The organism is Galbibacter sp., from assembly GCF_048266365.1.
GTDB lineage: Bacteria > Bacteroidota > Bacteroidia > Flavobacteriales > Flavobacteriaceae > Galbibacter.
In genome coordinates this window covers 24,739-44,084 of record NZ_JBLWZP010000003.1, presented here as the reverse complement: position 1 = coordinate 44,084, position 19,346 = coordinate 24,739, and the positions used below count along the sequence as shown (strand labels likewise).

General features: G+C 37.3%; 13 protein-coding genes. 7 read left to right on the top strand and 6 right to left on the bottom strand.

Features of this window, described 5'->3' with window-relative positions; translation table 11 throughout:
• Positions 1 to 10: 10 nt before the first annotated feature.
• On the top strand, positions 11 to 715 hold the full coding sequence (locus ACN0TV_RS05800; protein ID WP_417361026.1) for a DUF3823 domain-containing protein: 705 nt from the start codon (positions 11 to 13) through the stop codon (positions 713 to 715).
• Between the two features lie 119 nt (positions 716 to 834).
• On the top strand, positions 835 to 3,336 hold the full coding sequence (locus tag ACN0TV_RS05795) for a glutaminase domain-containing protein (protein WP_417361024.1): 2,502 nt from the start codon (positions 835 to 837) through the stop codon (positions 3,334 to 3,336).
• Positions 3,337 to 3,487: 151 nt separating this feature from the next.
• On the opposite strand, the gene ACN0TV_RS05790 is transcribed toward ACN0TV_RS05795, so the two are convergent.
• Positions 3,488 to 7,456: a hybrid sensor histidine kinase/response regulator transcription factor gene (locus ACN0TV_RS05790; RefSeq protein WP_417361022.1), complete on the bottom strand. Its 3,969-nt coding sequence runs from the start codon at positions 7,454 to 7,456 to the stop codon at positions 3,488 to 3,490.
• A 282-nt stretch (positions 7,457 to 7,738) separates the two neighbouring features.
• Between ACN0TV_RS05790 and ACN0TV_RS05785 the strand changes: the two genes are divergently transcribed.
• Genes ACN0TV_RS05785 through ACN0TV_RS05770 form a run of 4 tightly spaced genes read left to right on the top strand, consistent with a single transcriptional unit; the run spans position 7,739 to position 13,121 of the window.
• Entirely contained in the window at positions 7,739 to 8,788 is a 1,050-nt protein-coding gene (locus ACN0TV_RS05785; RefSeq protein WP_417361020.1) for a family 43 glycosylhydrolase, read from the top strand.
• Positions 8,785 to 10,839 (top strand): beta-L-arabinofuranosidase domain-containing protein, encoded by a 2,055-nt coding sequence (locus ACN0TV_RS05780; RefSeq protein ID WP_417361018.1) that lies wholly within the window; start codon positions 8,785 to 8,787, stop codon positions 10,837 to 10,839. Before ACN0TV_RS05785 ends, ACN0TV_RS05780 begins: the two co-directional genes overlap by 4 nt.
• Positions 10,840 to 10,869: 30 nt before the next feature.
• Positions 10,870 to 11,934, top strand: coding sequence for a cellulase family glycosylhydrolase (locus ACN0TV_RS05775; RefSeq protein ID WP_417361016.1), 1,065 nt, complete (start codon positions 10,870 to 10,872; stop codon positions 11,932 to 11,934).
• Positions 11,934 to 13,121: an aldose epimerase family protein gene (locus tag ACN0TV_RS05770; RefSeq protein WP_417361014.1), complete on the top strand. Its 1,188-nt coding sequence runs from the start codon at positions 11,934 to 11,936 to the stop codon at positions 13,119 to 13,121. The genes ACN0TV_RS05775 and ACN0TV_RS05770 overlap by 1 nt, the downstream gene beginning before the upstream one ends.
• A 73-nt stretch (positions 13,122 to 13,194) precedes the next feature.
• Here the strand turns inward: ACN0TV_RS05770 and ACN0TV_RS05765 are convergent, their stop codons facing one another.
• The gene (locus ACN0TV_RS05765; protein WP_417361012.1) at positions 13,195 to 14,709 is read right to left on the bottom strand and encodes a helicase HerA-like domain-containing protein; all 1,515 of its coding nucleotides are present in this window, start codon (positions 14,707 to 14,709) and stop codon (positions 13,195 to 13,197) included.
• 287 nt (positions 14,710 to 14,996) lie between these two features.
• On the opposite strand from ACN0TV_RS05765, the gene ACN0TV_RS05760 reads away from it, so the two are divergent.
• Positions 14,997 to 15,629, top strand: a complete 633-nt coding sequence (locus ACN0TV_RS05760) for a 7-carboxy-7-deazaguanine synthase QueE (protein ID WP_417361010.1) — start codon at positions 14,997 to 14,999, stop codon at positions 15,627 to 15,629.
• A 57-nt stretch (positions 15,630 to 15,686) separates the two neighbouring features.
• On the opposite strand, the gene ACN0TV_RS05755 is transcribed toward ACN0TV_RS05760, so the two are convergent.
• The 4 genes from ACN0TV_RS05755 to ACN0TV_RS05740 are packed head-to-tail and all read right to left on the bottom strand — an operon-like array spanning position 15,687 to position 19,339.
• Entirely contained in the window at positions 15,687 to 16,379 is a 693-nt protein-coding gene (locus tag ACN0TV_RS05755; protein ID WP_417361008.1) for a hypothetical protein, read from the bottom strand.
• 2 nt (positions 16,380 to 16,381) lie between these two features.
• The gene (locus ACN0TV_RS05750; RefSeq protein WP_417361006.1) at positions 16,382 to 18,010 is read right to left on the bottom strand and encodes an ArnT family glycosyltransferase; all 1,629 of its coding nucleotides are present in this window, start codon (positions 18,008 to 18,010) and stop codon (positions 16,382 to 16,384) included.
• Complete coding sequence (locus tag ACN0TV_RS05745) at positions 18,003 to 18,626, bottom strand: lipid-A-disaccharide synthase N-terminal domain-containing protein (protein ID WP_417361558.1); 624 nt, start codon at positions 18,624 to 18,626, stop codon at positions 18,003 to 18,005. The genes ACN0TV_RS05750 and ACN0TV_RS05745 overlap by 8 nt, the downstream gene beginning before the upstream one ends.
• The gene (locus tag ACN0TV_RS05740) at positions 18,626 to 19,339 is read right to left on the bottom strand and encodes a glycosyltransferase family 2 protein (protein ID WP_417361004.1); all 714 of its coding nucleotides are present in this window, start codon (positions 19,337 to 19,339) and stop codon (positions 18,626 to 18,628) included. The genes ACN0TV_RS05745 and ACN0TV_RS05740 overlap by 1 nt, the downstream gene beginning before the upstream one ends.
• Positions 19,340 to 19,346: the final 7 nt, after the last annotated feature.

Sequence of the window (19,346 nt, the reverse complement as noted above, 5' to 3'; positions counted from 1 at the left end):
ATTAGAAACGATGAATTTTAATATAAGATACAGCATAGCTTTACTTGGAATTGCAGCATTACTGCATTCTTGTAACGAAATAGACAATTTTGATGAGCCGGACACCTTGTTGACAGGCCATGTAGGTTATCAGGGTGATTCCATTTATTTGGGAAATAATGAAGTGGAATTTCAATTGTGGCAATCTGGTTTCGGAAAATTAACGCCATTGGGAGTGCGATTAGATCAAGATGGTTCTTTTAGTGCACGCTTGTTTAATGGCCATTACAAATTAGTCTTTGTCAAAGGACAGGGGCCATTTAGAACTAATAGTGTCAACGACCAACAATTGGATACAATCTCCTTTGATTTAAAAGGCGATCAACAAATGGCCATTGAAGTTTCACCTTATTTTATGGTAAGAAACACTAGTTTTCAAAAGACAACAAATAGTATTGGTGGAAGCTGTTCACTAGAACAAATCATAACTGATGCAGATGCCAAAGCTGTTGAAAGAGTTACCATGTATGTCAACGAAACTCAATTTGTATCAGATAATGGGAATTTTAATGATGCACGAGCAGATGCCGATATTAGTGATTTAAACAGTCTTAATATGACGGTAGAGCTTCCCGAACATTTGATTTCAAAACCTTATGTGTTTGCTAGAATTGGAGTAAAAATTTCCGGGATTGAAGATATGATATATTCAAGAGTAGAAAAGATCAATTTTTAATGATATTAATGCACACTATAAATAAGTTCATAGTTGTTGTTTGTTAATTGTTAGCTGAGAGTGCTTGCTGTAATTGGCGAGCACTTCTTTTTAATATAATCAAATTTAAACGTAGTTTCATGTTAAAAAAATCTTGTTTGGCATTGGTTGTTTTGTATGTATTAAGTGCATGCAACAGTGCAGAAAAAAAAGAAATTAGTCAGTCACCAACGCCATCGCTTAATGAACAGCGTCAGGCTCCTGCATATCCATTGATAACTCACGATCCATACTTCAGTATTTGGTCGTTTTCAGATCAAATTAATGACACCCCAACCACTCACTGGACCGGAATAAACCAATCTTTAATTGGTTTAGTGAAGGTTGACGGGCAGCTCTATCGGTTTTTAGGAGGCGAAGTTCCAATTTATGATGAGATTCTTCCAACAGCAGAAGATAAAACTTATAATGCAAAAATCGTATTGGAGCAGCCCTCAGATGGTTGGGAAACTTCTAACTTTGATGACTCAAAATGGGAAATTTCTAAAGCACCATATGGTGACGCAAGTGATGCCAAAACATCATGGACGACTAATGATTTGTGGCTAAGACGTCAATTTGATGTAAATCGATTGAATTTTAATGAACTTTTCTTAAAAATGCGTCATGATGACAATGTGGTAGTATATATCAATGGGATAGAAATATACAGCTGTGAATGCTGGAATAATGAATATCAATACTATAAAATATCTGAACAAGCCGTAAAAAGCCTAAAAGAATCAGGCAATATTTTGGCAATTCATATCAAAAACACTGGTGGAGGTCAACAGCTGGATGCTGGGATTGTCGATAAATTAAAACCAACCACCGCTGTAAAATTAGCTAAACAAACGGCATTAAATTTTACAGCAACACAAACCAGCTACACACTTGAATGTGGTAATGTGGAGCTTGATTTGAGTTTTACCTCACCGCTGTTATTAGATGATTTGGATCTTTTAGCCAGACCGGTTTCTTATGTTTCTATGCAAACGAAGTCCACTGATGGGGAGGCTCACAAAGTACAATTGTACTTTGGTGCCAGTTCTGCGATTGCCTCCAATGTACCTAGTCAACTCATGGAGGCTAACAGTGGCAGCACCCAAGAGCTCAATTTTCTCAAAGCGGGTACAACACAACAACCCATTTTAGAAAAAAAAGGAGATAACCTGAGAATTGATTGGGGGTATATGTATGTAGCGGTGCCAAAAGTTGCTCAGGTAAATCAATACGTAAGCTCCTATACCCAGGCAAAAGAAAATTTTGTTAAAGGAACCATAGGTACCTCTATTGAAAAAGGAAAAGAGCTCATGCTTAATACTATTTTTCCAGAAGAAATAGTAGGGGAGCAAGCAGTGAACCACACCGTGCTATTGGCTTATGATGATTTGTATTCTATACAATATTTCAACGAAAATCTCCGACCATGGTGGAATAAAGATAATACCAATAGTATTGAAAGGGAACTGGATAAAGCTATGCTTTCTTACCAAGATGTAATTAGCAGGTGTGAAGCCTTTGATAAAGCGTTATACAATAAAGCCGAGGCTGCAGGAGGTGTTGGTTATGCGAACCTTTGCGAGATTAGTTATCGACAGAGCATAGCTGCACATAAACTTGTACAAAGTCCACAGGGTGAACTTTTATTTTTATCCAAAGAGAACTTTAGTAATGGATGTATCAATACCGTTGATTTGACCTATCCTTCATCGCCACTTTATTTACTTTATAATCCTGAGCTACTTAAAGGGATGCTCAATGGCATATTTTATTACTCGGAGAGCGGAAAACATTCAGAACCTTTCGCCGCACACGATTTAGGAACTTATCCTATTGCCAATGGACAGGTCTATGGTGAGCCCATGCCTGTAGAGGAATCTGGAAATATGATTATTTCTACAGCGGCTATTACTATGGCAGAAAATGACGCTTCCTATGCTCAAAAACACTGGGAAACATTGACAACTTGGGCTGAGTATTTGGCAAATAATGGATTTGATCCAGGAAACCAATTGTGCACCGATGACTTTGCAGGACATCTTGCAAGAAATGCAAATCTTTCCGTTAAAGCAATTGTAGCCATTAGGAGTTATGGTTATATGGCTGAAAAATTGGGTAAAAAAGATGTGGCTGAAAAGTACATTACTATGGCCGAGGATATGGCTGTAAAATGGCAAGAATTGGCCGATGCCGGTGATCATTATGCATTGACATTTGATGACATGAATACCTGGAGCCAGAAATACAATCTTGTTTGGGATAAGGTGATGCGATTTAATGTTTTTCCGAAATCTGTGTACGATAAAGAAATTGACTTTTATCTTGGAAAACAAAACACTTACGGGCTGCCATTAGACAGTAGGGCGGATTATACAAAATCTGATTGGATAATATGGACTGCCACCTTAGGTGATACTGATAGTACATTTGAAAAACTGAGCATGCCTGTTTATAAATTCGCTCTTGATACTAAAGATCGTGTTCCCTTAAGTGATTGGTATTTCACATCTAGTGGCGATCAGCGAGGGTTCCAGGCTCGTAGCGTTATTGGTGGCCATTTCATGAAAATTTTAAAGGAGCAATGGAATCCTGATAATTAACACACTTTTTTTGGTTTACTTAAAAAGAAAGGGATTTGCTTTGCAAGTCCCTTTTTTAACTAAAAATCGCGAAATTCTCCCTCTATAATCTATAATTTAGAGGGAGTAGTTCGCCTTGCAATTATCAGAAGTAAACGCAATACTATGTTGCTTAACTCACCTTTGTATTGAGATATTCCGTTGGAGTCATGTGAAATTGTTTTTGAAAGTTTCTTCCAAAACTAGTTTGAGAATTATAACCAACCATTTCGGATACCTCATAGATTTTATAATCCCCGGTAGAGAGTAGTTCTGCTGCTTTTTTCAATCTTGTGATATTGATAAGTTCATTGGGACTAAGATCTGAAATATCCTTTATTTTTCGATATAGGGTAGAGCGGCTCATATGCATGATCTCAGCCAATATCTCTACACTTAAGTGATGGTCTGATATATTTTGATCAATTACATTATCCAGTGTTTTTATAAAATTCTCATCGGTTTTAGAGTGTGCTATACTTCGTATATGAGCCAGAGGAGAACTGGAATAATGTTTCATGATATGCTTGCGATTTTCTAGTAAATTTTTAACCTGGACATGGAGGTATTCCATTGAAAAAGGCTTTTCAATATAGGCATCTGCCCCGGATTCTAATCCTTCTACTTTTGCCGTTATCGCAGTTTTGGATGTTAGCATAATCACCGGAATGTGACTGGTTTTAAGGGTTGTTTTAATGTGTTTACATAATTCAAAACCACTGATCCCAGGCATCATTACATCACTAATGACCACTCCTATTTTTTCTGATTCTAAGATCTCTAAAGCATATTCAGCAGAAGTAGCAGTTAGGACGTTGTAACTTTCACTTAAGTCCTTTGCAATGAAGTCCAGTAGGTCTACATTATCTTCTACTAGTAAAACTTGTGTACTTTGAACGGTTGGATCTGTACCGGTCTCTGTTTTATTTGGTTCACTTTTTATATCCGGAATAATTTCCTTTTCCTCATTGTGGTATAATGTAAATACGGTTTCTTGATATAACGGAATCTCAAGAATAAAGCAATTCATAGCTGGATCCGAAAAGCTCAATTCAAGAGTACCTTTATGAAGTTCGGTTAACGAATGCGCCAGGGATAATCCAATGCCTGTTCCTGTTTTGTGCTCAGCTTCAGGTAGCCTATAAAAGGGCTCAAAGATCTTATCTTTTAATTGTACAGGGATGAGGTCTCCATCATTTTTTATTATAAGCTGGAAGTTTTCCTGATTATTTTTAAGTGTTATACTGATGTTTTTATGAGCATATTTGATGGCATTATTGATCAAATTACTCATAATTTTTTTAAACGCCTCTGCATCGATATTCGCATAGAGTTCCTCTTTTGGATGCTGCAGGCAAACCTCCAGGGATCGCTCTTGAATGGCCTGTGAGAATCGTGAGAGGGTATGATTTAATAAGGGTATTAAATCAGTCTTTACAAAGCTTAGTTTTATTTCTTCAATTTCTGTTCTTCTGAAATCAAGGAGCTGATTAACAAGATCCAGTAGTCTGGAGGTGTTTTTAGACATGATAGCCAGGTTCTCCTTTATTAAATTCGATTGATCATTAGATTTTAATATCTTTTCCAAAGGACTTTTAATCAAGGTAAGTGGTGTCCTGATTTCGTGTGCCACATTGGTAAAGAATTCTATTTTGGCCTGATATACTTCTTTTTCTTTTTTATTGTTGAGCTGTCGAATTTTTTGACGGTTCTTCTCAGCGGTTTGCCTGTGGTAATTCCTGATACTAAAAAAGAGTAGTGCAGCACCAACTATGAAATAAAGAATATAAGCCGTGGTGCTTGCCCAATAGGGAGGTGTGATTTTAATTTTCAGATCTTTACCGTAGCTCCAGGTTCCATTGTTGTTAAGCGCCTTGTATTTTAATGTATAATCTCCAGGAGCTAGTTTGGTAAAATAAGCTGTTTGACTATTGCTGAGTTCTAACCAAGTGTCGCCTAATCCTTCAAGCTTGTACCAATAGGTGGTCATTTGAGGAGCATAATAGCTTAGTGCAGCAAATGAAATACTAAATGACGACTGTTTATAATCCATCTTTAGCTGATCCGAATAGGAAATGGAGGTACTTAAAGGGCTGTTTTTTTGACTTACCTCTACGGTTTTATTATTCATTTTTAACTCGGTAAGAACTAAAGGCGGTGTGTAAATGTTATTCACAAAGTCATTTGGATTGAAGGAGATCATTCCATCGACGCAACCAAAGTACATCGTACCGTTGGTATCTTTGTAAGCAGACTTGTAGTTAAATTGATCCGTGGATAATCCGTTGGCCTGAGTAAAGACCTTTGTTTTTAGTGTGCTTGGATTAAATCGAATTAATCCATTGGAGGAACTAATCCATAAGTTCCCTTTTTCATCCTCTAAGATAGAATATACCACATTGCAGGGGAAAGCGTTTTTTAAATTAAACCGCTTGAAATCATTGCTCTCTGGTCTGTATAAATTCAGTCCATTTTCAGTAGTTATCCAAATACGCCCTTTGCTATCCTTAAAGATGTCATTGATCGCATTACTACTTATGCTCTGTGGATCCTTACTATCGTATTTAAAATTGTGCTTCTCATTTTTGGCGGTATTGTAATAAAACACCCCATTTCGGTAACTTCCAACCCAAAATTGTTCTTTGGTTAACTCTAAAACTGAATTGTAGAAGAGGTGATCCGCTACCTTAGGATATGGAACGAATTGATCTTTTTCCTTGTTGTACATTTGAATACCGTCTGTTGTTACAGCAAGGATATCACCATCGATATTTTTGTGTATGTCAAATACAAAATTACTATTTAAACCACCATTGTTACCTGTTCCAAAATGTTTGATCAGTTTGCCACTATTGATATCAATGACATCTAGACCATGTTCAAATGTACCCACCCACAACTGTTCACCATCGGGAAGTAGTCCATGAATATTATGATAGGATAATTCACAGGATTTGTTTTTTAATGGGTTAAAATTGGTGATTTCTCCGGTTTTTAGGTTTAGCTTGTTTAGACCTGCATCTTCCGTACCTATCCAAAGATTGCCATTTTGATCTTTAGCTAATTCTCTAACAATGTTACCACTAATAGAGTTCACGTTGAATTTTGGGACGTATTTCTTAAAGGGAGTATATTGTTTTGGGTAGTAATTTATGCCCCTAAAGTAGGTGCCCATCCAAACTCCTTGTTCGTTATCCACGGTAATTGTATACACCGCATTGTCAGAAAGGGAATAATGGTTTGAATATTGCTTTTGGAGGTGGTCGTATTGCCCTGTTTGTAGATTGTAAACATAGACTCCGTTTTCCGATGCGATCCAAAGTTCATGAGCGCCTTTGAGAGCAAAATTACGGACATAAATTGGCGCTTTTTCTTTAGTGAGTAGTTGTTTTTGTTCACCATTAGCACTATTAAAGGATAGCACTCCATGGTTTTGCGTTCCTAGTAGAATTTTATGCTGATTCAATGAAAATATGGTAGAAATGACAAAAGGAAATCCATCGTCCACGGCCTGAATATTCATAGGGGTAAATGAATGTGAATTTGGCTGATATTTATAGATCTGATTAAATGAGGCAACCCATAGATCTCCATTTTCGTCTTTTGTAATACTGACAGCTTGAAAAAAATCTGCAGTATCAAAAACGGTATACTTATTTTGTACGCTATTATAGCTGTATAATGTTCCACCTGCAATAAACCATAAATTCCCATTATGATCTGTTTCGATATCCCGAATCGATTTGTTTAGGGTAATATCCATGAGGGTGAAAGTTTCTCGAACCTGGTCAAAATGGTACAGTCCATTATCAGTTCCAACCCATAGGGCTTGTTTATCTTGAATAATAGCTTGAATATAATTACTCCCGATACTTGTGGTGTCCATCGGGTCATTATGGTATAGTTTAAAAGTATAACCATCGAATCGGTTCAATCCGTTTTTGGTTCCAAACCACAGAAATCCATTAGTATCTTGAATCGAAGTGATCACGGAGTTATGCGATAAGCCCTTGTCAACCTGATAATGTTTTAGATAATATTCTTGAGTAAAACCGAGGTAGCTTAATGCAAATGTAACGGCTATGAGTAATTTTGTTTTCAAGGTTTTTTAATTTTGGTAAAAAATACTAATATTCCTTATACATTTTGTTTCAGTGCTAATCAATTTGGTTCAGTATCCATAAAAATACGGACAGATTTCAAAGTTTGGATAATTATTACGAATAATTGACACGAACACCCGTCAAATTTTAATCAGAAATGATCTAATTTGAAGAGAGTTATCGAAGCGTTATAGTAACGTTTTATTTTTAGATATTCATAAATTGCTATTGTCTATTTTAAGGCAAATTTTGAAAAATGACATAGCTTAAGTTACCAAACGATGAAGTACACCCTATTTACAAACAGAGGTAATGTATTCTTATTAGTGTATATCTGCACTACTTTAATGCAGGTTAAGGCTCAGACTTTTACCAATCCAATACTTCCCTCCGGAGCAGACCCATATAGTGTTTTTGTTGATGGTTATTATTATTATACGCATACTCGAGGTAATCGAATTGATCTTTGGAAAACAAAAGAGTTGTCCTTGCTCGCAACAGCTGAGCATAGAACCATATGGACCCCTCCAAAAAACGGGATGTACTCAAAAAATATTTGGGCTCCGGAGATTCATTATCTGGAAGGCAAGTGGTATATCTACTTCGCAGCCGATGACGGGAATAACAAAAACCACCGCATGTATGTTATTGAAAATAGTGATTCAAATCCTTTTTCTGACCATTGGGAATTTAAAACCAAACTAACAACACCCTCAGATAAATGGGCAATTGATGGTAACGTTTTTCAATTTAAAGAACAGTATTTTATGGTTTGGTCAGGTTGGGAGGGGGATACAAATGGAATGCAAAATATTTATATCGCTAGGATGAAGAGCCCTACGGAACTCAAAGGTAAACGATATAAAATTGCTTCTCCAACGTATCAGTGGGAACGTAATGGTAAATTAAATGATGCAAATAACCCTTCTGAGGTGTTTGTCAATGAGGGCCCCCAATTTTTGCAGCACCAAGGACGCATATTTATTGTATTCTCTGCCAGTGGCTGTTGGACAGATCAGTATAATCTTGGAGTGTTAGAATTTACAGCTGAAGATGATTTATTAAATCCTTTACATTGGAAAAAACATAAAAAGCCACTATTGACTCAATCTATAAAAAACCAAGTTTATGGTACAGGACATAATTCATTTTTCAAATCTCCTGATGGAAAAGAAGATTGGATTCTATATCATGCAAATTCTGAGCCCGGCCAGGGCTGTGGAGGTTTTCGCTCTCCCCGAATGCAACCCTTACACTGGGATGAAAACGGATTTCCGGTTGTAGGTGAAGCGGTATCTCAGTCTACTATTTTAAACACACCATCCCGATGAATATTTCTAAAACGCAGTTAAAGGCTATTCTTTATTTAAATGTTGTCCTTTTATGTTACTCCTGTAGTCAAGAGCCACCAAAATCAGATAAAAACCCCATTATTGACACTCCGTTTACGGAGAGAATATATAAAGAGGTACCTCTAGGAGAAATCCAACCTAAGGGTTGGCTAGGGAACCAATTAGAAATTATGCGTGATCATTCCACAGGACATTTGGATGAGGTTTACGACAAGATTAGAATTGATAATGGCTGGTTAGGTGGACAAGGAGACGCATGGGAAGAGACACCGTATTGGCTTGATGGAGCTGTACCCTTAGCCTATCTTTTGGATGATGAAGTTCTTAAAGAGAAAGTCCAAAAATATATCGATTGGAGTATCGAGAATCAAAGACCCTCCGGCTATTTTGGCCCAATCACCAATTGGGAAAGAGAGAGTGGTCTGCAGGTGGATGTGGAACATTGTGAGCAGGGTGCCGACTGGTGGCCGAGAATGTTAATGTTAAAGGTCATCCAACAATATTATACTGCAACCCAAGACAAACGAGTGTTACCGTTTATGCAACGCTACTTTGATTATCAGCTTGCGACTTTGGATAGGTGTCCAATAGGGAAGTGGACAGAGTGGGCGGCCTCTAGAGGGGTAGAGAATATGCGCGTTGTACAATGGTTGTACACTATTACGGGAGATGACCAATTGCTTAAACTGTCACAGAAAATTAAAGACCAATCTTTTGATTGGAGTAATTGGTTAGGAAATCGTGATTGGGTGATTGATGCCGCTTCACATCCAAATGGCGAAAATTGGATGCGTCGTCATGGCGTAAATGTTGCCATGGCGATTAAGGAACCTGGGATTAATTTTCAAAGGACTGGAGACAGTAGTTATCTAAAAACAGCAAAGACGGGGTTTAAGGATCTTATGCTTTTGCATGGTCTACCCAATGGAATCTTTTCCGCAGATGAGGATTTACATGGTAATGCACCAATTCAAGGCACAGAGCTCTGCGCCATAGTGGAAACTATGTTTTCCATGGAAGAGCTCATAGGGATCAGCGGAGATCCATTTTATATGGATGCCTTGGAGCGGATGACTTTTAACGCCTTACCGACACAGACCACGGATGATTTTAACGCGAAGCAATACTTTCAAATGGCTAATCAGATTGTCATAGACAGGGGAGTGTTTGCCTTTACACTGCCTTTTAATCATCAAATGAATAATGTTTTAGGAGCAAAAAGTGGGTATAGTTGTTGTTATGCCAATATGCATCAAGGATGGACAAAATATGCCCAACATTTATGGTATAAAACTCAAACCGGGGGGCTTGCGGCACTAGTTTATGGACCTAACACGCTATTGACTACAATAAACGATTTGCCTGTAACCATTGAAGAACATACGAATTATCCTTTTGAAGATGAGATTCGTTTTGAAGTTTTTATGGAACAATCCTCTAGGTTTACTATGGATTTTAGAATTCCCGTATGGTGTGATTCAGCAGCTATTACCGTTAATGGAACTCCTGTCGAATTTAATGTTGATCAAAGATTGGTGCATCTTGACAGAGTATGGAAGGATGGTGACCAAGTTGTATTGAATTTCCCTATGGAAATCAAAGCAACGGAGTGGGCAGAAAACTCTAGAGCTGTGGAACGGGGGCCTTTGGTATACGGCTTAAAACTCAATGAAATTTGGGATCAAGATACCCATAAGCAAGAAGGAAAGTATTTTACAGTACATACTGATAGTCCATGGAATTATGGCTTGTTGCAACAACAGCTGCCACAACTCAACAAACATACTAAGCTTACGATTTCTCCTGTGGCGGAGGATTTTGTATGGAATTTGGCAAATGCTCCTCTGGAAATTAAAATTCAAGCCAAGCAAATTCCAGACTGGAAGGCCATTAACGGTCTGGCTTATTTGCCAGTTACCGGCAGGGAAGGGTTTTATAAAGGAGAGGTATCCAAAAATATAGATAACGTTAGTTTGGTTCCGGTAGGATTTACAAAACTGCGTATTATAGCTTTCCCGATAGTGCGCTAATATTTTTAATTAATTAAAGAATACGACTTCATGAAAAAATTATGTTTACTCGTTGTTTTACTAGGCTTTAGTAATTCAATAATGGCTCAGCAGGTCATCTTGAAAGAAAATAAATGGTCTGTTGAAAAGGCCACAAAGTGGTATGAATCCCATCAGTGGATCAGTGGTGCAAATTTCATACCAAGCACCGCGATAAATCAATTGGAAATGTGGCAAGAGAAAACTTTTGATCCTAAAACTATCGACAGGGAACTAAGTTATGCTCAGGGCATTGGTTTTAATACCATGCGAGTTTACTTGCATAGCTTAGCCTATAAATCGGATCCCAACGGATTTAAAAAAAGAATTCATCATTATCTTAAGATTGCAGATAGCCATGGCATCAAGACCATATTTGTATTTTTTGACGATGTTTGGGACGCCAATCCTAAAATAGGAAAACAACCAAAGCCAAAACCAGGAACTCACAATTCAGGTTGGGTTCAAGATCCCGGATATCCAGCATCTAAAAATCCTTCCACATTTGCTGCCTTAGAAGTTTACGTCAAGGATATCTTATCAAGCTTTAAAGAAGATGAACGTATATTATTATGGGATCTTTATAATGAGCCAGGGAATAATGGCAAGAGCACGTCTTCCTTAGCTCTGCTAACCCAAATATTTACGTGGGCCAGAGAAATTAACCCATCACAGCCTTTGAGTGTTGGACTATGGAAGTGGGATGAGATTGAACTAAACAGATTTCAGTTGGCAAATTCCGATATAATTACCTATCATGATTACGAGGCCCCAGAGTGGCACTTGAGAGTAGTTCAGCTCCTTGAGGCTAGCGGAAGGCCGATGATTTGTACCGAGTATATGGCGCGAACAAGAAACAGTACTTTTACAAATACACTAGCGATGTTAAAAGAGCATCATGTAGGTGCCATTAATTGGGGCTTAGTTCGTGGGAAAACCAATACCATTTATGCTTGGGATACTCCAATTAAATCCGGCGCAGAACCTGAATTGTGGTTTCATGATGTTTTTAGAGAAGACGGGACACCTTATCGCTTAGAAGAAGTAGAATTAATTAAAAAGCTAAATCGTAACTGATGAAATACTTTAAACTTATTGGAGTGACTTTAATGGTAGGGTTTCTCACTTTTTCTTGTAAAAAAGACAATAAAAAAAACCTAACTTCAACAAAAGAGACGGTAGAGATTATTAATAAAGATACGATTTCTACACTTTTAAATTCTAAAGATTTCGATACCTTAATAAACGGTAAACAGGTGAAATTATACTGGATACAAAACAAGCATATAAAAGTAGCCTTTACAAATTATGGTGGGCGTATAATCGGTTTATGGGTTCCAGATAAAAATGGAAGAATGACGGATGTTGTTGTAGGAATGGATAATGTTCAGGCGTTTATATCTTCTACCGAACCCTATTTTGGAGCTACTATTGGTAGGGTTGGAAATCGCATCGCAAAAGGGAAATTTACCCTTAACGGTAAATCATATCAAATTCCAACCAATAATGGAATTAATGCATTGCATGGCGGTAAAAGCGGATTTCAAGATAAAGTTTGGGAAGCTGAAAAATTAAATGCATCTACACTAGAATTACGCTATCATTCTCTTGATGGAGAACAGGGTTTTCCAGGGAATTTAGATGTCAAGGTGACCTATAGCGTTACAGAAAACAACAGTCTAAGAATAGAATATAATGCGGTGACCGATGCGCCAACCGTGGTCAATTTAACCAATCATGCTTTTTTTAATTTAAATGGAGAGGGGAGTGGAAGTATACTTGATCACAGGGTACAAATCTATGCTGAACAGTTTACTCCGGTGGATCAAACGCTCATTCCAACCGGAGAAATAAGGGCAGTTAAAAACACACCATTTGATTTCACGACTCCGCATACTATAGGGGAACGTATAGAGGTCAAGAATATACAACTTAAAAATGGAAGCGGATATGATCACAATTTTATCCTTTCCGGGAGTCAAAAATCAGGGATGAATCATGTTGCAACCATTGTTGGTGATAAGTCAAAAATAGTAATGGATGTTACCAGTCAAGAACCAGGTGTACAATTTTATAGTGGAAATTTTATGGAGGGTAAAAATCAATTTAAATCAGCAGTAGTGGATAGTTTCAGAACTGCTTTTGCATTGGAAACTCAACATTTCCCGGATGCACCAAACCAACCTAATTTTCCATCGATTGAATTGAATCCAGGGGAGGAATACCACACTATCTCTGTTTACACTTTTTCTATCAAACAGTAATAAGGATGGTAATAGATTAGTGGGCCTCACCAGGATCTAAACCCTAGTGAGGTCCCTCTATAGACCTTAAGTTTTAACGCATAACTTTCTTTAAAATCCCCATAACTCCTCTGATAAAAGTCGCTGAGGTAAGCACCTTGACCACCGGGTTCATTCGAGTGCTACTTCTTGTGGAAGACCTTCTTTGCTTGCTTTGTTCTTCTCTAGCTTGCTGTTGAACTTCCTCGTGTTGCGAGATTTCAATTTTCTTATTTAAAATTTCATAAGCACTTTCACGATCAACGGTCTGATTGTATTTTGAACTCAGTTGTGATTTGGCTAATAGTTCTTTTAGTTCTTGATCACTGAGAATATCCATTCTACTCATTGGAGCGCGTAACATCGTGGCTGCCAGGGGTGTGGGGCGTCCTTTTTCATCCAGAGCAGTGATTAGTGCTTCACCTATTCCTAAGGATGTTAGCACCTTAGCAGTATCGTAGTAATCTGATAATGGGTAATTCTCCGCTGTCAACTTTATGGCTTTTCTATCCTTGGCTGTAAAGGCACGAAGGGCATGTTGGATTTTTAAACCCAACTGCGAAAGTACTGCATTTGGAATGTCTGTTGGATTTTGAGTTACAAAATAAACCCCAATACCTTTTGAACGAATTAATTTGATAATACTTTCGATTTGATCTAACAAAGCGTCAGTTGCTTCATTAAAAATCAAATGTGCCTCATCAATAAAAAGGACAAGTTCCGGTCGATCACTATCTCCTTGTTCCGGGAAGGTATCATAGACTTCCGCCAACAAACTCATCATAAATGTAGAGAATAGCTTTGGTCTGTCCTGAATATCGGTTAGACGTATAACGTTTATGATTCCTTTGCCATCTTTGTCAATTCTAGTGAGATCATTCACATCAAATGATGTTTCTCCAAAAAACAGATCAGCTCCTTGCTGTTCCAGTTGAATTATTTTGCGCAAGATTGCTCCGGTAGAGGCTGTTGAAACTCTGCCATAGGATTCCTGAAACTCGTCTTTTCCTTCATTAGTTGCGTATTGAAGAATTTTTTTGAAGTCTTTTAAATCCAATAAAGGGAGTTGGTTGTCATCACAGTATTTGAAAATGACTGCAACGATTCCTTGCTGTGTATCTGTTAAATCCAAAATACGCGATAGCAGTATAGGGCCAAACTCCGAAACGGTAGCTCTAAGTCGGACTCCTTCTTGTTCTGAAAGAGTAAGTATTTCTATAGGAAATTTTTTAGCCTGATATGGAAAACCAATTTTGGCATGACGCTCATCAATTCCAGCATTTTGTTCCCCTGGTTGAGCCAAGCCACTTAAATCCCCCTTAAGGTCCATCAATAGAACTGGAATTCCTTTGTCAGAAAGGTTTTCTGCTACTATCTGAAGTGTTTTAGTTTTCCCTGTTCCGGTTGCCCCGGCGATTAGACCATGTCGGTTTAAGGTTTTGAGTGGGATTTTTACATGTGCATTGGGAAGCGTTTCTCCGTTGAGCATGGCACTACCCATTGTAATATAATCTCCTTTTGTCTTGTATCCGGTTTCTATAGAATTGAAAAAATCGTCTTTCTCAGCCATTGTATTTATAAGTTTACACTAAAATAGCTGAAAAACTCTAAGTAATAAAGAATTTACATTTTTAATATTTTATAGCCGTTTGCCAAGCAAGCCATTATACTATACTCTGTAATAGATACTCTCTTGATCCAAGTTTGATTTTAGATCGAATTTGGTTGGAGATTTTTAGGGATATTATAGAATTCTATGCGTTGTGCTTTGGAATTTAATTAAATATTCAAATAGAGGATCTAAAATGTAGTGTAATGACCGTATCAAATTAAAAATGGAAAACGTATCTTTGCAACATGATAGAAGAAGGGATATTAGCCAAGGTAAATGCAGGGGAAATGCTTCCATTAATGGAAGAGTTTTACACCATTCAAGGAGAGGGATTCCATAAAGGTACAGCCGCTTACTTTATACGAGTAGGTGGTTGTGATGTAGGTTGTCACTGGTGTGATGTTAAGGAAAGCTGGAACGCAGCGACGCATCCGCCTACGGATGTCATGCAGATTGCAGATAATGCCGCTAAATATTCGGATACTATCGTTATTACAGGTGGTGAACCATTAACCTGGGATATGACTTTTATTACCTCTGAATTGAAAAAGAGAGGGCTGAAAATACATATAGAGACCTCAGGGGCTTACCCGTTAACAGGACAGTGGGATTGGATTTGTTTATCTCCTAAAAAGCTAAAGCTTCCTACTGAAGAGATCTATAATAAAGCACACGAATTAAAAGTGATTGTATTCAATCAACACGATCTAAAATTTGCAGAAGAGCAGGCCGCAAAGGTCAATGATGATTGTATATTATATCTACAGCCTGAATGGAGTAAACGTGATAAAGTAATTCCGATGATTGTAGACTATGTTATGGAACATCCACAATGGAAGGTGTCACTTCAAACGCATAAATACCTTAACATCCCTTAGGGTATCATTGGACAAGTGGATTGCGTTTAAGTTCTTAGCCACTACGGTACAGTAGAGCTATGACTCCTTATTGCCCCTTTCAATGTTCCCCTTTTTGAATATATATCCATTTAAAGGGAATAGGAATATTAAAAAGAATATAACTCCGAATGCAAGTTCATAGACTTCCCATTTTCTACTTGGAGGTATCACAGCAACGATCAAAGTTGATATTATAAAAGCAGCAGTTTGATGCCATTTTACAACGGGTACTGCAAAGGTTTGCATCAATTTTTTGATACTGTCCATCTTACGATATAAGATTGGAATGACAATTAAGTATATCACCATAGCCACCATCAGCAGCTGACTGAAAACAATTTTGTTCACCTTTTTACCGCTGACAACTAAGTTGTGTAGGTTGGTTTCTTGTTGTGCATTATTCTCCAAAAAGAAGGCGCTGGATTCAATATTAAAAAGGCGCTGCCCCCAAGATATTTCTTCACCCGCACCAAAAAAGAAAATTATGGCAAATACGAAAGCACCTAACTTCCAAGTGATGGATTTACCTTTAGAGATGGTAAATAATCGTGCAAAGCATAGGATGCTTATACATAGTAACATAATCGCTGTAATCCATTCTACAGCGTTATCTTCTGCAGCAAATACATCGTCGAAAAAGGCTGGATCTGTAAATCCAAAATAAAGGCTTATAGCGAAAACAACCGCTAAGAATAAATATCCTAATTTTTCAGTTTTGTTGATAGTCATGGTTACTTTGTTTTTTTATCCAGAATAAAATAATTAGTCATTAAACGATCTTTATGTCCTGACTTTTCAGGGCTTGCCGTATAATTTAAATCAAAGATGTCTAACTGCTCTATGTGATACTCACCAGCAAATATACGTTTAAATTCAGAGGTATTATCAGGGGTGGTTAAAATTCCAAATCTATCTTCTTTGGGAATCACAAGTTGTTTTCCAAAGTTAACATCTGGTGCGGATTGCCCTAAATGCCACACAGCCTCAGGTGAAATTTCACCGAAGGAATACAACTTAACATCTGTCTTTAGCGTATCAATATTGTTATAATCCGGGTTGGTATATAGAGTTTTTGCCAGGGGAAAACCGACAGCTAATATGGTCCAAGTAAATGCAATAGTAAGTAGAAATACATTTCTAATTTGCTGCTTTTTGAGGAAAATAAAAATAAATAAACCAATTAAGAACAACATCAGGGCACAAAGAATAAAGTTGCCATAGAAACCTTGTAGTTTACCTTCCAAAAATAGATAGCCGCCAATGGGAAACAGCACTCCAATTAATGCAATGAGACCAAAATTAAAATATACCGGAAGTTTTTCATTCCGTTTTAAACCTTTAAAGTTATTGATAAGGTATTCAATGTAAAATGCTGTATTAAAAGCCATAGGAATTAATACCGGGAGTAAGTATCTCGATTTTTTCTCTGGGATCACTGATAAAAGTACCACGGCCGCAATGGTCCAAACAAATGAAAAGGTATAGGCTTTTTTATCACTTACTTTATCTTTTAGATAAGGGTAGAGAAGTGCTATAAACGAGGGTATGGTCCAAATACCACTTTGGGTAAAGAAACTCCAATAGTAATAAAAAGGACGTACGTTATAACTTGTCCAGTTTCCAGTCTCTTCTTCTGCAATTTTTAAAAAACTTGCTGGATCCTCATATCTGACGTAAACATACCAAGAAAGACCAACTCCTAAGCCTACAATAAGTAATAGTACAAAGGGGATTAGCTGTCTTTTGTGAAGTTGGCTTTTATAACTTACCACCAATGCAATAATAAATGGAAGCCATAAGGCATATAAGGAAACAGGGCCTTTACTTAAAAATGCACATCCAAAAAACAAAGCACTTAATGCTGAATAAAGCCATTGCTTGCTTGGGGTATATAGCATTTTAAATAAAAAGTAAATACTGATTACCATAAAGCTGTGAGTGAATATATCCCATTGTCCATTCCTACCGGAGAAGATGATATAAAAAGAGCTAGCAAGTATTAATGCGGTGTAAAGTGAAAGTTTTTTATTTTGGAAGAATTCCGATATAAGTTTATAATAAGTCACTATTAAAACAAGAGTCATCAGGGCGGCAGGTAATCGTAGAGCAACAAGATTATGAACACCAAATAGCATTGCGCTTATAGCGGTCAGCCATGTTGGTAATGGTGGTTTCTCATAACGTGGAGCCTCGTTTAGTGTCGTCAATAGCCAGTTGCCATTTTGGATCATTTCCCGAGCAGAGATGAAGTTTCTAGCTTCCATAATATTGACGTAAATCACATCTAAATTAGCGAAGAAGATTCCTAAGCATACTAGAACTATCAGCAATACGGGATATTTTTCGATAAATTTAAGCATCTTGATTTTTTAGAATAAGTAAGTTTCTCATATAAATAATACTCCCTAAGGAGTGTCCGACAAATAGGACAGGGTCTTCACGGAAAATGGCGTAAGTTAAAATCAATATGGCACCGGCTAAACTTAACAACCAAAATCCTTTAGGAAAATAGGATTCTTTCTTGCGCTCAGAATAAATCCATTGGTATATAAACCGAAATGTAAATGTTACTTGAGCCACGATCCCCAAAATTAATAACCACCAAGGGATACTTTCGTTTTTAAATAAAGCATTTAAATCGTAGGTGTTATTATTGTATCCGTAAATAATTATGATGATGGGGAACACAATCAAAAACCAACGTAGTAATCTTGGAGAGCTCTGCCACTTTCCTTGTAATTGCAGGTTTCTAATGTATATAAAATATGTTAGGGTTTGCCCTAACATAATTGCGAAGTCATCTCTTAACCAACCGTAAATAAAAAGTAGAAAAGAGGCTACTAAACTCAGTATCCAAAATAGCGGAGGTGAGCTCACTTTTTTGACTTTCTCAGATCTTATCCACTGATGTAGTAAACGAGCAGAGAATAGGATTTGAGCCAAAAAACCTATGGAATATATAATCCAATCACTGATCATCCTTTCTTAACAATGGTATAGTTAATATATTTTCTTTTCATCCAAAGGTATGCGAAACAATCAGTAAATGGGCCGACAAGACGATTCCACAATCCAAAATTAGCTTTACCAGCTATTCTTGGGTAATGGCGAACTGGTACTTGGATAATCTTTCCTTCTTGAAGCAATATCATTGCTGGTAAAAACCGATGCAGGCCTTTAAACATTGGAATTCTTTTGGCGTAATCAGTGTGTATTACTTTTAAAGGACAACCTGTATCTTCCATACCATCATGTGTGAAAGAGCGGCGTATGCCATTGGCGACCTTTGACATTAGGTTTTTGAAAAACGAATCTTTTCGATCTGATCTAACTCCAGTAATAAGATGGAACTCATCCCTATACTCCAATAATTTATTAAAATCTTCCGGATTGGTTTGTAAGTCAGCATCTATATAACCCAAAAGAGGTGTTTCCACGGTATCAAATCCTGCTTTTATGGCTGCGCTTAAACCCTTGTTTTCTTTAAATGAAATAAATCCAAAACGAGGAGATCTATTACAGATCTCTTCTATGATTTTCTGGCTATTATCTTTTGAACCATCATTGACAAATAATACTTTAGTAGAAAGCGCTGTGGTTTCAAAATACGTTGCAAATGTCGATTCTATACGCTCCAGGTTGTCTTGTTCGTTGTATACTGGAACGATAATCGTAAACTCAAAATCCATATTGAAC

Bases quoted from the DNA above. Each gene is read 5' to 3' on its own strand.
- ACN0TV_RS05800 (WP_417361026.1), top strand. From the start codon at position 11: ATGAATTTTAATATAAGATACAGCATAGCTTTACTTGGAATTGCAGCA.
- ACN0TV_RS05795 (WP_417361024.1), top strand. From the start codon at position 835: ATGTTAAAAAAATCTTGTTTGGCATTGGTTGTTTTGTATGTATTAAGT.
- ACN0TV_RS05785 (WP_417361020.1), top strand. From the start codon at position 7,739: ATGAAGTACACCCTATTTACAAACAGAGGTAATGTATTCTTATTAGTG.
- ACN0TV_RS05780 (WP_417361018.1), top strand. From the start codon at position 8,785: ATGAATATTTCTAAAACGCAGTTAAAGGCTATTCTTTATTTAAATGTT.
- ACN0TV_RS05775 (WP_417361016.1), top strand. From the start codon at position 10,870: ATGAAAAAATTATGTTTACTCGTTGTTTTACTAGGCTTTAGTAATTCA.
- ACN0TV_RS05770 (WP_417361014.1), top strand. From the start codon at position 11,934: ATGAAATACTTTAAACTTATTGGAGTGACTTTAATGGTAGGGTTTCTC.
- ACN0TV_RS05765 (WP_417361012.1), bottom strand. From the start codon at position 14,709: ATGGCTGAGAAAGACGATTTTTTCAATTCTATAGAAACCGGATACAAG.
- ACN0TV_RS05760 (WP_417361010.1), top strand. From the start codon at position 14,997: ATGATAGAAGAAGGGATATTAGCCAAGGTAAATGCAGGGGAAATGCTT.
- ACN0TV_RS05755 (WP_417361008.1), bottom strand. From the start codon at position 16,379: ATGACTATCAACAAAACTGAAAAATTAGGATATTTATTCTTAGCGGTT.
- ACN0TV_RS05750 (WP_417361006.1), bottom strand. From the start codon at position 18,010: ATGCTTAAATTTATCGAAAAATATCCCGTATTGCTGATAGTTCTAGTA.
- ACN0TV_RS05740 (WP_417361004.1), bottom strand. From the start codon at position 19,339: ATGGATTTTGAGTTTACGATTATCGTTCCAGTATACAACGAACAAGAC.